The organism is Amycolatopsis minnesotensis, assembly GCF_039529815.1.
GTDB lineage: Bacteria > Actinomycetota > Actinomycetes > Mycobacteriales > Pseudonocardiaceae > Amycolatopsis > Amycolatopsis minnesotensis.
Genome location: NZ_BAAANN010000018.1, coordinates 101,492 through 115,199 on the forward strand (window position 1 = coordinate 101,492; position 13,708 = coordinate 115,199).

13 protein-coding genes are annotated in these 13,708 nt (G+C 70.7%); 7 read left to right on the forward strand and 6 right to left on the reverse strand.

Going from position 1 to position 13,708, the window contains the following annotated elements; genetic code table 11:
* Positions 1-662: 662 nt before the first annotated feature.
* The 3 genes from ABD256_RS22985 (at position 663) to ABD256_RS22995 (ending at position 3,810) form a co-directional block, all read left to right on the forward strand.
* Positions 663-797 (forward strand): hypothetical protein, encoded by a 135-nt coding sequence (locus ABD256_RS22985; RefSeq protein ID WP_256451390.1) that lies wholly within the window; start codon positions 663-665, stop codon positions 795-797.
* 303 nt (positions 798-1,100) lie between these two features.
* Complete coding sequence (locus ABD256_RS22990; protein ID WP_344422367.1) at positions 1,101-2,345, forward strand: MFS transporter; 1,245 nt, start codon at positions 1,101-1,103, stop codon at positions 2,343-2,345.
* Positions 2,346-2,604: 259 nt separating this feature from the next.
* Positions 2,605-3,810, forward strand: coding sequence for a GGDEF domain-containing protein (locus ABD256_RS22995; protein WP_344422370.1), 1,206 nt, complete (start codon positions 2,605-2,607; stop codon positions 3,808-3,810).
* Between the two features lie 16 nt (positions 3,811-3,826).
* Here the strand turns inward: ABD256_RS22995 and ABD256_RS23000 are convergent, their stop codons facing one another.
* Positions 3,827-4,525, reverse strand: a complete 699-nt coding sequence (locus ABD256_RS23000; RefSeq protein WP_344422373.1) for an SDR family NAD(P)-dependent oxidoreductase — start codon at positions 4,523-4,525, stop codon at positions 3,827-3,829.
* A 94-nt stretch (positions 4,526-4,619) separates the two neighbouring features.
* Between ABD256_RS23000 and ABD256_RS23005 the strand changes: the two genes are divergently transcribed.
* Positions 4,620-5,219 (forward strand): TetR/AcrR family transcriptional regulator, encoded by a 600-nt coding sequence (locus tag ABD256_RS23005; protein ID WP_344422376.1) that lies wholly within the window; start codon positions 4,620-4,622, stop codon positions 5,217-5,219.
* On the opposite strand, the gene ABD256_RS23010 is transcribed toward ABD256_RS23005, so the two are convergent.
* Positions 5,216-6,469, reverse strand: coding sequence for a glycosyltransferase family 4 protein (locus ABD256_RS23010; RefSeq protein WP_344422379.1), 1,254 nt, complete (start codon positions 6,467-6,469; stop codon positions 5,216-5,218). The genes ABD256_RS23005 and ABD256_RS23010 overlap by 4 nt on opposite strands.
* A 231-nt stretch (positions 6,470-6,700) precedes the next feature.
* On the opposite strand from ABD256_RS23010, the gene ABD256_RS23015 reads away from it, so the two are divergent.
* Both ABD256_RS23015 and ABD256_RS23020 read left to right on the forward strand, forming a co-directional pair.
* A complete protein-coding gene (locus ABD256_RS23015) occupies positions 6,701-8,518 on the forward strand; it encodes a glycoside hydrolase family 2 protein (protein WP_425546501.1) in 1,818 nt (605 codons plus the stop codon).
* A 12-nt stretch (positions 8,519-8,530) separates the two neighbouring features.
* Positions 8,531-9,586 carry an aldose 1-epimerase family protein gene (locus ABD256_RS23020; protein ID WP_344422382.1) on the forward strand — a complete coding sequence of 352 codons (1,056 nt, stop codon included), beginning with the start codon at positions 8,531-8,533 and terminating at the stop codon, positions 9,584-9,586.
* A gap of 77 nt (positions 9,587-9,663) precedes the next feature.
* Here the strand turns inward: ABD256_RS23020 and ABD256_RS23025 are convergent, their stop codons facing one another.
* Genes ABD256_RS23025 through ABD256_RS23040 form a run of 4 tightly spaced genes read right to left on the reverse strand, consistent with a single transcriptional unit; the run spans position 9,664 to position 12,881 of the window.
* Complete coding sequence (locus ABD256_RS23025; protein ID WP_344422385.1) at positions 9,664-10,155, reverse strand: glutathione peroxidase; 492 nt, start codon at positions 10,153-10,155, stop codon at positions 9,664-9,666.
* Positions 10,152-11,663: a 1,4-alpha-glucan branching protein domain-containing protein gene (locus tag ABD256_RS23030; protein ID WP_344422387.1), complete on the reverse strand. Its 1,512-nt coding sequence runs from the start codon at positions 11,661-11,663 to the stop codon at positions 10,152-10,154. Before ABD256_RS23030 ends, ABD256_RS23025 begins: the two co-directional genes overlap by 4 nt.
* Positions 11,660-12,433: a class I SAM-dependent methyltransferase gene (locus ABD256_RS23035; RefSeq protein ID WP_344422390.1), complete on the reverse strand. Its 774-nt coding sequence runs from the start codon at positions 12,431-12,433 to the stop codon at positions 11,660-11,662. Before ABD256_RS23035 ends, ABD256_RS23030 begins: the two co-directional genes overlap by 4 nt.
* Before the next feature lie 46 nt (positions 12,434-12,479).
* The gene (locus ABD256_RS23040; RefSeq protein ID WP_344422393.1) at positions 12,480-12,881 is read right to left on the reverse strand and encodes a winged helix-turn-helix transcriptional regulator; all 402 of its coding nucleotides are present in this window, start codon (positions 12,879-12,881) and stop codon (positions 12,480-12,482) included.
* 116 nt (positions 12,882-12,997) lie between these two features.
* Between ABD256_RS23040 and ABD256_RS23045 the strand changes: the two genes are divergently transcribed.
* Positions 12,998-13,666: an SDR family NAD(P)-dependent oxidoreductase gene (locus ABD256_RS23045; protein WP_344422396.1), complete on the forward strand. Its 669-nt coding sequence runs from the start codon at positions 12,998-13,000 to the stop codon at positions 13,664-13,666.
* The last annotated feature ends 42 nt before the right edge of the window (positions 13,667-13,708 follow it).

The window sequence follows — 13,708 nt, forward strand, 5'->3', positions numbered from 1 at the left end:
AGGGTGGCCTTCGGTGAAGCTGATGCCCCGAAGGCCACAGTGATGATGTGTGCGCGTTGATTCTGGTGAGGTGGGTGGCGGAAGCGTGGAGCCGCCCGGGGGCTTGGTCCGTGAAGGTCGCCTTCGGGGAATCTGACGCCGCGATCTCGCCCCTCGCGGCGTGCGGCACGGCGGCGCTGATGCCCTGAAGGGGCCCTTCACGGCATCACATTCCCTCAAGGGCCCCTTCGGGGCATGCGCCCGGAGCAGAGCGGGTCCGTGAAGGCCGCTTCCGTGGCATTCACGCCTATGAAGGCCTTTTTTGGGGCGCCAGCGCGGAGATGAGAATGAGACGTGAACGGCGAAGTCCCAGTGCATGCTGTGAAGGGCGCCTTGAGGGAATCCCGCGCACGGCGATCGGCCCCCATCGCGCGGCGAGCTGCCCGAGGCACCACGGCGAACACCTGCCTGCGGCACCACGGCGAACACCTGCCTGCGAAGGCCCGCTTGCGCGACACCGCGGTAGGCCACCGGCCGTACCGGTCACCGGGACACCTGCGCCGGATGGTCTACGTAGTGAAGAGCCCGCGGCAATACCTACCGTTTCCCGGATTGATTGCGTGGTAATTGCCCCGGCAGGCTACTCGGACAGGCACTCCGCTCCTCTTCACAGGAGTCTTGAGATGAGAATGCTTCCCGCGGTGGCCGGTCTGCTCCTGCTCGCGCTCGTCTGTGGCGCGCTGCTCACACCGGTCGGAGACAGTGGCACCGGGCCCGCCTACTCCGACTGCGCCCGCCCGAGGTGCGGCGCGTTCTGAGCGTTTTCACCGTCTGTTTCCGCGCTGGTGCGATCGGGTTGTCTGCTACAGCGAGTGTCGAATCGAACACGGAAAAGTTCTAGGGTGGTTGGCACACCGACCGGACTCCCCCTCAGCGGTCGGGAGGCGCACCCTCGGAGCCGACCCCCAGAGCTCCGAGGGTCGCGCGTGTCCGGGCACCGATGGGAGGCGGTCGACCGTGACGTCCTGCGGAAGACGAGCCGCGAAAACGAGGCGTAGCACGCCGGGAACGGATACCGGGGCGCCGTGGCCGCCGGGCATGGGCCGGGTCGCGAAAGCGGCGTGACGGCCGTGGCGGCGCGCACGTCGTTCGCCTCGGTACTCCGCCTTCGCGAGTTCCGCGCGCTGTGGCTCGCGGAACTGCTTTCGGTGTGCGGTGACCAGCTCGCCCGCGTCGCGCTGGCCATCCTTGTCTTCCATCGCACCGATTCCGCGGCTTTGACCGGGTTGACCTACGCGCTCACCTACGTGCCGACGCTGGTGGGCGGGGTGCTCCTCGCCGGCTGGGGCGATCGCCGGTCCCGCCGCGACGTGATGGTCTGGACCGATCTGGCGCGCGCGGCGCTCGTCGGCGTGATGGTCGTGCCGGGGATGCCGCTGTGGGTGCTGTGCGTGCTGGTCGCGGTCATGACCCTGTTCGGCGGGCCGTTCAAGGCCGCCCAGCAGGCGACGCTGCCGGAGATCCTCACCGGCGAGCAGTACACGGTCGGCATGGCGCTGCGGAACGTCACGATGCAGTCGGCGCAGCTGGTGGGCTTCGGCGCGGGCGGCATGCTGGTGGCCGCCGTCGGCCCCGGAGTCGGGCTGACCGTGAACGCGGCGACGTTCGCCGTTTCCGCGCTGGTGACCCGGTTCGGCGTGCGGTACCGGGACCCGGTCGCGAGCGCCGCCGAACCCGGCTGGCGCGCCTTCCTCCGGTCGACCACCTCGGGTGCGCGCCTGGTGTGGCAGGACACCGGGCTCCGCACCCTCGTCGGGCTGAACTGGCTGGCGGGCTTCTACGTCGTCCCCGAGACGATCGCCGCGCCCTACGCGGCCACGCTCGGGGTCGGCACCGCGACCGTGGGCTGGCTGATGGCCGCCGACCCGATCGGCAGCGTGCTCGGCGGGATCGTGTTCGGCAAGTGGGTGCCGGAGCGGGTGCAGGTCCGGGCGCTGGGGCTGCTCGGCGTCGCGGCGGGGATCCCGCTCGTGCTGTGCTTCGCCCATCCCGGCCTGGTGCCCTCGATGCTGTTGTTCGCGACCTCGGGCCTGCTCGCCACGGGCTACAACATCCAGGGTGTCGTGCAGTTCATGCGACGCCTCCCGAACGGCCAGCGCGCACAGGGCTCGGGACTGAACTCGACCGGACTGGTGACGGTGCAGGGGCTCGGTGCGGCGGCGGCGGGCGGGCTCGCCGATCTCATCGGGCCCGCCAAGACCATAGCCGCGGCCGGCACCGCCGGGGTGGCGATGGCGGTGCCGATCGCGCTCGCGTGGGGTCGGACCCGCCAGCCGGTCACCGAACCGGAAGGACGGGCCGAATGACGGTTAGTTTCCACGGTCGCTCATGGCGTCCTCCTTCGCTCAGTGGTCGGATGCCCTGCGGAGAGTTAACGGGTGGTACACGGTGAGTATGCGGGACGAAAGCCACGATCGGGTTGCGGCCAGGCGTCCGAGTTCTTTCCGGCCGCGGAGTGCGTGGGCGGTTCGCGGGCGGGCCGTGCGCGGCTGGGCGGTTCGAGAACGGGCGGTTCGGGAATGGGCGGTTCGGGAATGGGCACTGTGGCAACAGCCGCCGCGGGTCGTGGCCTACTGCCTTGCCTGCGGCCTCGCGGTCGTCTCGCTCGCGCTGTTCTGGTTCCCGCTCACCCCGAGCCGCGCGGATCTGATCCGCCTCGCGGTACTGGCCGGGCTCGGCATCCTGCAGGCGGAGCTCGGCCGCCACGTCGAACGGGCGCGCCGCCGCTTGTCGGGGAGCCCGCACATCACGATGAGTTCGGTGTGGACGTTCGCGGGCGTGCTGGTGATGCCGATCGGGCTGGTCGTCGTGCTCACCGCCGTGCTCTACCTCCACCTCGGGCTGCGAAGCTGGTACCGGCTGCACCGGGTGCCGCCGTTCCGCACGCTCAACAACGCGTGCTGCGTGATCCTGTCATCCTGCGGCGCGGCCTCCACATTGGACCTGGCAGGTGTGCCGACGATGAGCGCGGCCACCACGATGGGCACGCACGGGGCGATCGCGGTGCTCGCGGTGATGGCGGTGCAGTTCGGGCTGAACGCCGTGCTCATCCTGCCCGCGCGCGCGAAGATCGGCCGGACGCCCCGTGCGTGGTTCGGCGGCTGGTTCGACAACGTGCTCGACCTCGCCACCCTGTGCCTCGGCGCGCTGAACGCGCTCGCGCTGGCGATTTCGCCGGTGCTCGTGGTGGCGGTCTTCCCGCCGGTACTGCTGCTGCACCGGACCGTGCTCGTCAGCCAGCTCGAGGCCGAGGCGAGGCGGGACCACAAGACCGGTGTCTACAGCATCGCCGGCTGGCAGGCGCACGCCGAACGCGTTGAGGCGAGAGCGAATCGCCTCAACGCGAACTTCGGGCTGCTCATGATCGATCTCGACCACTTCAAGCGCGTGAACGACACGTACGGCCACCTGGCGGGGGATGCCGTGCTGAAGGCGATCGCGGACGCCATCGTCCGCAACGTTCGCGGTCACGAGGACGCGGTCGGGCGTTTCGGCGGGGAGGAGTTCGTCGTGGTACTCCCGAACGCGACCGGGGACGGGATCGCCATCGTGGCCGAACGCATCCGCACCGCGGTGCACGAGCTCACGGTGGAGATCCCGGTCGGCGGTGGCACCGAAATAGTCGCGGGTTTCTCCGTTTCCGTCGGCAGCGCGCGCTACCCGTCGGCGGGTGCCACCGTGCGGGCGCTGCTCGATGCCGCGGATATCGCGCTGTACCAAGCGAAGCAGGCGGGCCGGAACCGCGTGGTGGCCGCGGCCGCGAGGGCCTGACGCCGGGAGGTTCGCGCTACCACGGGACGATTTCGCCGTTGCGGTCCAGGAACTGCAGGCCGGGTGCGCCCGCCTGCTTTTCGAGGACGTCGACCACGGCGGGGATGCTCTCCTCGGGGGTGAGGGGCGCGTCGGGGCCGCCGAGTTCGGTCCTGTTGTGGCCGGGGTCGACGAGCAGCTTGGTGTGCCCGTCGCCGGCGTGGCGCGTGGTGTAGCTGCGCATGAGCTGGTTGAGCGCGGCCTTGCTCGCCTTGTACAGCTCGAATCCGTCCTCGGTGTTCCGCGTGAGGCTGCCCTGTTCGGACGACATGACCGCGACGGTGCCGCCGGGCGCGACGAGCCCGCGGAGCGCTTCGAGGGCGCGCAGCGGGCTCAACGCGTTGGTGAGCATCACTTCGGCGAAGGTGTCTTCGGGGACATCGTGGATCGGCTGGTTCCCGCGGTTGATCGCCGCGTTGACGAAGAGCAGGTCGAGCCGGCGCCCGGCAAGCCGTTCGCGCAGGGCGGCCAGTTGCCCGTGATCGTTCATCTCCAGCGATTCGACGGTCAGCCGCCCGTTCGGGGCGTCGGCTTTCGCGCGCAGTTCGCCGCCGCCGCTTTCGCGCGTCGTGGCGATGACCTGCCAGCCGCGTCGGACGAGTTCGGTGACGAGGACGAGCCCGAGTCCTCGGGAAGCTCCGATGACGAGGGCTTGGCGGGGGGACGTGGTGGACACAGTGGCTCCTTCGTGGTGTCGGTGATGTCAGACTAGACGAGACGTTGCGTCTAGACAAGAAGAGAAGAACCACGCACGGGTTAAGGTGTCCCGCATGTCCGCCGCGAACTCTCCGCCCCGCAGGGCGCGCTCTGGCAACCGGCGCGACGAGACCGCGCGCCTTGCCGTGCTGCACGCCGCGGACGACCTGCTCGTCGAGCACGGTTTCGGCGCGCTGACCGTCGAGGCGATCGCGCGCCGGGCCGGCGTCGCCAAGCAGACGATCTACCGGTGGTGGCCGTCGAAGGTCGAGGTCCTCCTCGACACGCTCGTCATGGACAGCGAGAAGAGCCTTCCCGTCCCGGCGGAGAAGATCACCGCGGAGGTCGTCCGCGGCTACTTCCGCGGTTTCGCGCGATTCGTCACCCGTGATCCCGCGGGCAAGGTCCTGCTCGCGCTCATCGCCGAGGCGCAGCACGATTCCGGCACCGCGGGGAACCTCCGCGAGCACTACCTCGATCCGCGCCGCGAGCGGGAACGGGAAATGCTCGCTCGCGGAACCGAAAACGGCGAGATCGCGCCAAAACTCGGCCCCGACGCCACGATCGACGCCCTTTCCGGCCCGATCGTCTACTGCGCGCTGACCGGGTCGGCCGTTCCGCGCGGCCTGCTGGACACCCTCTTCGAAGACCTGCTCAGGCCCCGTTCCGGCTAGGGCTGGAAAGCGTTGCCGGTGGCGATCTTCGGGCGGGCGAGTTCCACCGGCTCGCCCGGTTTGGCGCGCCGGTAGACCGCGGCGGTGGCTTCGGCGATGTGGCCCCAGTCGAAGTCGGCGGCCAGCCGGGACTTCGCGGTGCGGGCGCGGCGCGCGGCGGCCTTGCGGTCGCTGAGCACGGTGTCGACGGCGGCGGCGATCGCGGCCACGTCACCGGGTTCGAAGGCGAGCCCGGTTTCCCCGTCGATCACCACCTCGCCGAGGCCGCCCGCGGTGGAGGCGACGAGCGGGGCCTGCGCCGCCGCGGCTTCGAGCGCGACGATGCCGAACGGCTCGTAGCGGCTGGGCAGCACCACGGCGTCGGCGGCGGCGAGCGCGGCGCGCAGCTCGCGATCGGAGAGGTGGCCGACGAAGTCGACGGCGCGCCGGATCCGGAGCTTCCTCGCCTGTTCGACGAGTTCGTCGAGGTGCCGTCCCTTGCCCGCGACGACGACGCGGGCGCCGGGGTGGGCGCGGCGGATCCTCGGCAGCGCGGCCAGCAGGTCCTGCACGCCCTTTTCCCATTCGAGCCTGCCGAAGTAGAACAGCAGCGGCGCGCCGTCGGGGCTGTGCGCCGCACGCGCCTCGGCGATCGCGGCGGCCGGTACGCGCCAGCCGCGCTCCTCGATGCCGTTGTGGATCACGGTGATGTCGGCGGCTTCGAGGTCGAAGAGGTGGGCGACCTCCGTGCGCATGGCCTGCGAGCAGGTGATCAGCGCGTCCGCGCGGTTCGCGAGCCACCACTCCGCCGAGTGCACCTGCTGGTTGAGCGGGTGCGACAGCCAGCCGGAGTGCCTGCCCGCCTCGGTCGCGTGGACCGTGCCGACGAGCGGCACCACGGCCTGCTCGGCGATCGCGATCGCGGGGTGGGTGACGAGCCAGTCGTGCGCGTGCACCACGTCCGGCTGCCAGCCGCGCAGCAGGTCGGTGCCCGCCCTGATCATCGCGTGGCCCATCGCGAGCGTCCACGCGACCAGGTCGCGCTCGAAGGTCACGTGCATCGGGTCCTCGGCGACCCTGATCACGCGGACGCCCTCGACCACCCGGTCGGTCGTCGGATGGGTGTGCGCGTCGGTGCCCGCGACGTGGCGGCACAGCACGACGACCTCGTGCCCGTCGCGGACGAGATGCCTCGCCAGTGCGTGCACGTGCCGGGACAGGCCCCCGACCACGACCGGCGGGTATTCCCACGACAGCATGAGTACGCGCATGGGTGGAGGTTACTCACCAGTCGCTTAAGGCGCCTCGGCGCGCCGGTGCGGGTCGCTCACCAGCGGCCGTGACCGGCGGTGACGACAGGTCATGATCGGGTGTGACCTGGTCGACAATTCACTCGAATGGACCATGACTTCCCGAATGTCGTTGGTCACTCTTGTGCAGTGATGTTGAATTCCGTGCGAAGAAGACGTCCTGCCGCCCTCGTCGCCGCGCTGCTCGCCGCCGTGGCGTTCGGAACCGTTCCGGCCACCGCCGCCGAGCCCGCTGCCCAGCCGCACCAGACCGGCTGGGCGCCCAAGGCACCGCCGCTGTCCACGCCGTGGACCTACCAGGTCGGGCCGGGCAACGCGCTCCCCGAGTACCCGCGGCCGCAGTTGTCCAGGCCGCGCTGGCAGAACCTCAACGGGTTGTGGGAGTACACCGGCGGTCCCGCCGCGTTCCGCGCTTCGACGCCGTCGATCGCGGAGTACAAGGAGCAGATCCTGGTGCCGTACCCGCCGGAGTCGGCGCTGTCCGGCGTCCAGCGCCACGACGACCGGATGTGGTACCGCAAGGTGTTCGTAGTACCGCCGGACTGGCGCGGCCAGCGCGTGCTGCTGCACTTCGGCGCGGTCGACCAGATCGCCACCGTCTGGGTGAACAACCAGCAGGTCGCGACGCACTCCGGCGGGTACGCCGAGTTCAGCGCCGACGTCACGAACGCACTGCGCGGCTCCGGCTCGCAGGAGCTGACCGTGCGCGTCGAAGACCGCAACGACATCAACACGTTCCCGGTCGGCAAGCAGCGCAACAGCCCCGGCGGGATCTTCTACACCGGCTCGTCCGGCATCTGGCAGACGGTGTGGCTGGAGCCGGTCGCGGCGTCCCATGTGGACAAGGTCGACATCGTTCCCGATCTCACCAGCTTCTCGGTGACCCCGAAGGCCACCGGTGCCGACGGGCAGCGCGCCGAGGTCGTCGTGTCGAAGCCCGGCGGGCCGGAAGTCGCGCGCTCGGTCGGAAAACCGGGCCAGGCGATCCGCGTGCCGGTGCCGGACCCGCACCTGTGGAGCCCCGACGACCCGTACCTCTACGACCTCACCGTGCGCCTGCGCGACGCGGGCGGCCGCGTCACCGACGAGGTGCGCAGCTACGGCGGCCTGCGCACGATCGGCACCGTCAATGACGCGCAGGGCAGGCCGAGGATCGCGCTCAACGGCAGGACCACCTTCCTGCACGGCCCGCTCGACCAGGGTTTCTGGCCGGACGGCATCCACACCGCGCCCACCGACGCGGCGCTGAAGTTCGACCTCGAGCAGATCAAGAAGCTCGGGCTGAACTTCGTCCGCAAGCACATCAAGGTCGAACCGGCGCGCTGGTACTACTGGGCCGACAAGCTCGGGCTGATGGTGTGGCAGGACATGCCGTCGCTGGTGGTCTCGTTCGACGGCCCGCCCGGACCGGCACCGGACCCGGTGCCCGAGGCGAAGGCGCACTACGAGCAGGGCCTCACCGCCATGGTCGACCAGCTCCGCAGCTCGCCGTCGATCATCGGCTGGGTGCCGTTCAACGAGGGCTGGGGCGAATTCGACACCCAGCGCATCGCGGACAAGGTGAAGGCGCAGGACCCGTCGAGGCTCGTCAACGCCTCCAGCGGGGTGAACTGCTGTCTGTCCAGACCGGACACGGGCGCCGGTGACATCTACGACGACCACACCTACGTCGGCCCCGGGCGGCCGCAGGTGAAGGACGACCGGCCGATCGTCGACGGCGAGTACGGCGGTCTCGGGCTGGTGCTCGACGGCCACGTGTGGCCGGGCCCGCCCGGCGCGTACGAGATGACCAAGAGCCAGGACGAGCTGACGCGGCGCTACGGCGAAGTGAGCGACGACCTGCTGAAGGTGGTGCGGGACAACGGGTTGTCGGGTGCGATCTACACCCAGACCACCGATGTCGAGAACGAGGTGAACGGGTACCTCACCTACGACCGCAGGGTCATGAAGCCGAACCTGGCCGTGGTGGCCGAGCACAACCGCGCGGTGATCGCCGCGGGATCGCAGTAAAGGGGGACAACGGTGTCCGAAGTGCAGGGACAGGGTTTCAGCCGTCGTGGCGCGCTCGGCACGATGCTCGCCGCCGGCGCGGTCACCGCGCTGGGGGCGGCGTCGCCCGCCGCCGCGGCCGAGCCAGGAGTGTCCGATGTGGACAGTCCGGGGATGCGAGGGCAGACCGCGAGCGGACGGGTGTACGAACTGCGGCGCGGGAACGCGCGCGCGGTGATCGCGGGCGTCGCGGCGACGGTGCTGTCGTACCAGGTGGACGGTGAGGAGCTGTTGCTCACCCACGCCGCCGACGACGTCGGCGAGGGGTACCAGGGCAAGACGATCCTGCCGTGGTGCAACCGCATCGACCACGGCAAGTACACCTTCGAGGGCAAGGAGTACGCGGTCCCGATCAACGAGCCCGACCGCGACACCGCGCTGCACGGGCTGCTGAGCTTCACCGAATGGCAGCCGGTGCGGCACACGCGGGACAGCGTGGTGCTGGAGGTGCAGCAGCACCCGCACTACGGCTACCCGTTCCACGTGGCGTTCCGGATGGAGTTCTCGCTCGGGCGGCGCGGGCTGTCCAGCACGCTCACCGCGCGCAACATCGGTTCGGGGCCCGCGCCGTTCGGCACCGCCAACCACACGTACGTGAAGGCGGCCTCCGGCACGATCGACTCGATCGAACTGGAGCTCGGCGCGAGCACGTACTACGTGGTGAACGACCGCCTGATCCCCACCGGCACCGCCCCGGTGGCGGGCACGCCGTACGACTTCCGCACCGCGAAGAAGATCGGCGCGACCAAAATGGACACGGCGTTCAAGGACGTGCGGCGCGGCGCGGACGGCCTGGCCACCGTGACCTTCCGGCGGCCGGGCGGGCACACCGTGCGGCTGTGGATGGACTCCTCGTACGGGTACCTGCAGTGCTACACCGACGACGGGCCGGCGGGACACCCGCCGCGTTCCGGGCTCACCGTCGAACCGGTGAGCTGCGCCCCGAACTGCTTCAACACCGGTGACGGCCTGGTGGTCCTGCCACCCGGCCGCGGCTGGCGAGGAACCTGGGGCCTTTCGGCGAGCTGATCCCGGTTCGCCGGTTCGCTCACTGTCCCGAAGACTCCCTTCGGGGCAGTGAGCGTCGCGATCCCGGTCCTTCCGGCTCAGGAGGCGGGGAGGACGGCTTCGATCGCGTCGGTGACGGTGGGGTCTTCCGGCTCGGTGCGGGGGCGGAAGCGGCCGGCGATCCTGCCGTCCGGGGCGATGAGGAACTTCTCGAAGTTCCACTGCACGTCGCCTGCCGCGCCGTCGGCGTCGGGCGTCGCGGTCAGCTCGGCGTAGAGCGGGTGCCTGCCTTCGCCGTTCACGTCGAGCTTTTCGAACATCGGGAACGTGACGCCGTAGGTCGTCGAGCAGAAGGTCTGGATTTCCTCGGCGGTACCCGGTTCCTGGCCCGCGAACTGGTTGCACGGGATCCCGACGACGGAGAACCCGCGGTCGCCGTAGCGCTCCTGCAGCTTCTCCAGCCCGGTGTACTGCGGGGTCAGCCCGCACTTCGACGCGACGTTCACCACGAGCAGCGCCTTGCCGTCGAGCGAACCGAGCGACGAGTCCGCACCGGACAGCGTCTTCAGCGGGATTTCCTTGATGCTCAAGGACTTTCCTTTCTCTGCAGATCGCGGGCGTCGAGGCGCCCGAACGGGAGGTCGTCCGCGCGGAACCGGCGGGCGAGGTCGTGCGCGCGATCGCGGTGGCCGCCGCGCAGGAGCGTGGCAAGCTCGTCGAAGCGCTCGGTGTGCACCGAGGCGCGGCGGCGCGCGTAGTCGGCGGCGGAGTCCTTGGTGACCATGAACGCCCAGTCGCTCGACAGCGCGAGCATCGCCTCGGTGACGGCCTGGTCGGCGACGAGGTCGCGGCCCGCGCTGCCGGGAAGGGACAGCAGCCGCTCCTGCAGCGCGGCGTTCGCGGTGACCATGTCGGCGACCTGCTCGCCGTCCCATACCCGCCAGTCCTTGCCCGATCCCCACGAGGAAGCTGGGAGGTCGACCCGCCCGCCGAGGTGGCCCGCCTCCAACGCGCCCCCGAGCGTGGTGACCCGCACCCCGGCTTCGGGCAGCGCGCGCAGCACGCCTTCGAGCCAGGCCGGGCCCTCGTGCCACCAGTGCCCGAACAACTCGGTGTCGTAGGCCGCGACGACCAGGGGTTCGCGTTCTTCGCTCGCGCGCAGCGAGCGCAGGCGCGAAACCACGGTGTCGACGAAGTCCTTGACGTGCGAACGAAGCGTGTCCGCGGCGAGCGCCGGGTCGTACGGGGCCTTTTCCCACGGCGGCACCTGCTTGCCGGTCACGCGCGACGGCTTCAGCCCGACCTCGTGGTCCCAGGTGTGGAAGTCGCGGTAGGCGCTGTGCCCGGGGTAGCCCGCCTTCGGGGACCACACGCGGTAGGTGACCTCGAGATCGCGGCCGAAGCACACCACGTCGGAGTCGCCGACCGTGCGGGCCGCGGCCGTGTTGCCGTGCAGCGACGGTCCGTCGACCAGGAACCGCTGGACGCCCGCCGCCGCGTACCCGGTTTCCATGCCGGGCTCGTAGCCGCATTCGGGTGCCCAGATGCCCGACGGCCGCGTCCCGACGCGGAGTTCGGTGTCGTCGAGGCCGCCGCGCAGGGCGAACGAGCGAATGCGCTCGTCGAGCAGCGGCTGGAACGGGTGCGCGAGCGGCCCGCCGAGCAGCTCGATCGTCCCGTCGTCCACAAAGGACCGAAGAATCGGCGAGAAACCGTGCCGCCAGCGGGTTTCGAACTCTTCGATCGCGCTGGTAGCCGTGCGGTACTCGCGTGCGCCGAGCTCGCGCAGCAGCGGGTCGTGGCCCCACAGCGTGCTCGCCTGCCGCGCGCGGAGCTGCCAGTGGCCGAGCCAGTCGTGGAAGGAGCGGAGGCTGTACGGGTCGTCGAGCTGCGCGGCGAGCACGGGCGTCACGCCGAGGGTCAGCACGTCGCGCTTGCCCTCGTCGGCGAAGCGGCGCAGCAGGTCGAGCACCGGCAGGTACGAATGCGCCCACGCCTGGTAGAGCCATTCCTCGCCGACCGGCCACGACCCGTGGTGCGGCAGCCACGGCAGATGGCTGTGCACGACGAGGCAGAAGGTGCCCTCCGATGAGCTCACGGACGCACCGCCACGGCGACCAGGTCGAGGCTCGCGTCGAGCTCTTCGGCGTCGACGGTGAAGTCCTCCGCGCGGATCGCGGCCACGTCGGCGAGCAGCGGTGCCGGCCACTTCGCCTGGCCGGGCAGGCTGCCCATGACCACGTCGAGCTGGGCGTCGATGATCGAACCGCCGTAGCGCTCGTCGAGCGCGCGCACGCCGTCGCCGTGCCGGAGCCCGTCGAGCCGCTCCACCTCGAACCCGGCTTCGCGCAGCAGTTCGTCCATTTCGGACGGTGCGAGTTCCCTGGTGTGGAACGGGTTCAGCGGGGTGTCGCTGTCCGGCGTGAAGGTCAGCCGGTTCGGCGTGGTCACCAGCAGGCGCCCGCCGGGGCGCAGCACGCGGTGGCACTCGGCGAGGAACCCGGCCTGGTCCCACAGGTGCTCGATCACCTGGAAGTTCGCCACGACGTCCACAGTGGACGATGCGACCGGCAGGAAGGCGAGATTGGCCCGCGCGACCCGTACGCCGTCGTAGCGGACCGAGACGTGCGCGACGGTGTGCTGGTCGTAGTCGAGCGCCAGCACCCGCTCGGCCCTGCTCGCGATCAGCCCGGCACCGTAACCTTCGCCACACCCGGCTTCGAGCACCGTGCCGTCGCAGTAGGGCAGCAGTGCCAGATAGGCCGCTTCGTGGCGGCGGAACCAGTAGTTCTCCTCGGGCACGCCGGGGACGGTGCGCTCCCCGGTGAGGTGCAGGTACTGGGCCTGACCTGCGGTTCTGGCTGGCACTGGCGCGTTCTCCCGGGGCTGGCGTGGTAGCGGTACTGCAGCGAAACTACCTTGTCCCGCGCTCGGCGCCAGCGTCGTAGCGCTCGCGGTTGTCCTCGATCTCCCGCCGGTGCTCCGCGGCCCACAGGCCGAGCGCGTGCACGGGTTCGAGCAGCGTCACGCCCAGTTCGGTGAGCGCGTACTCGACCTTCGGCGGGACGGTGGCGTGCACGGTGCGGCGCACGAGCCCGTCCCGTTCGAGCTGCCGCAGCGTCAGGGTGAGCATGCGCTGCGAGATCCCGGTGATCTCGCGGTGCAGCTCGCCGAAGCGCATCGTCCGGTGCCGGAGCCGTCCGATCAGCACGAGGCTCCACTTGTCGCCGATCCGCTGCAGGACCTTCAGCACCTGGTGGCAGGCCCGTTCGGCGTCCTCGGTCGGCGCGGTGCCCGGTGGGAAGAACGTGGTCATCGGTTACCCCCGTGTGCGTGGCGCACCGGAATGTGCCGTCTTGTGCGGTTCGCCGGTGGTGACGAACCCTGTGGTTACGCACAAAAAGTAACCACTGGACGGGGAAAGGGGAACACGTGGCGAAGAAACTTGCCGTCGTGGGGGCGGGGCCGGGGCTCGGGAGGGGAGTGGCACGCGCGTTCGACGGCGCGGGCTTCCGGATCGGGCTGATCGCGCGCAACGCGGAGCGGCTCGGCGGGCTCGCGTCGGAACTGCGCGACGCCGTGGCGCTGCCCGCCGACATCCTCGACCGCGACGCGCTCACCGCGGCACTCGGCGAATTCGGCGACGTCGACGCGCTCGTCTACAGCCCGAGCCCGACCGGTGCGATCACCGGCGCCGCCGAAACCACCGTCGAGGCCGCGTCGGCGCAGCTCGACCTGCACGTGCTCGGCGCCGTCGCGGCGGTCGGGGCGGTGCTGCCAGGGATGCTCGCGCGGGGGAGCGGGACGATCCTGCTGACCACGGGCGCCTCCTCGGCCGTGCCCGTGCCGGTGCTGGGCAACGTCGGCATCGCGATGGCCGGGCTGCGGAACTGGGCGCACGCGCTGCACGTCGAGCTGGCGCCGAAGGGCGTGCATGTGAGCACCGTGACGATCGCGACCGCGATCGCCGCCGGTGGCGGTGCGGGCGACCCGGACGCGATCGGCGCGCGCTACTTCGAGCAGCACGAACGGCGGAACCTGGCCGAAGTCGTCGTGGGTGATCTCGACGCCGTGCGGCGGCAGTTCGCGCCCGCCCGCTGAACCGCTGCGGACCCGCGCTCGCCCCAGCGGTGCTCCTGGCTG

What these genes read in the sequence shown, in the direction of transcription:
- ABD256_RS23005 (WP_344422376.1), top strand. Translation starts at nt 4,620, where the DNA reads ATGTCCGCCGCGAACTCTCCGCCCCGCAGGGCGCGCTCTGGCAACCGG.
- ABD256_RS23010 (WP_344422379.1), bottom strand. Translation starts at nt 6,469, where the DNA reads ATGCGCGTACTCATGCTGTCGTGGGAATACCCGCCGGTCGTGGTCGGG.
- ABD256_RS22985 (WP_256451390.1), top strand. Translation starts at nt 663, where the DNA reads ATGAGAATGCTTCCCGCGGTGGCCGGTCTGCTCCTGCTCGCGCTCGTC.
- ABD256_RS23040 (WP_344422393.1), bottom strand. Translation starts at nt 12,881, where the DNA reads ATGACCACGTTCTTCCCACCGGGCACCGCGCCGACCGAGGACGCCGAA.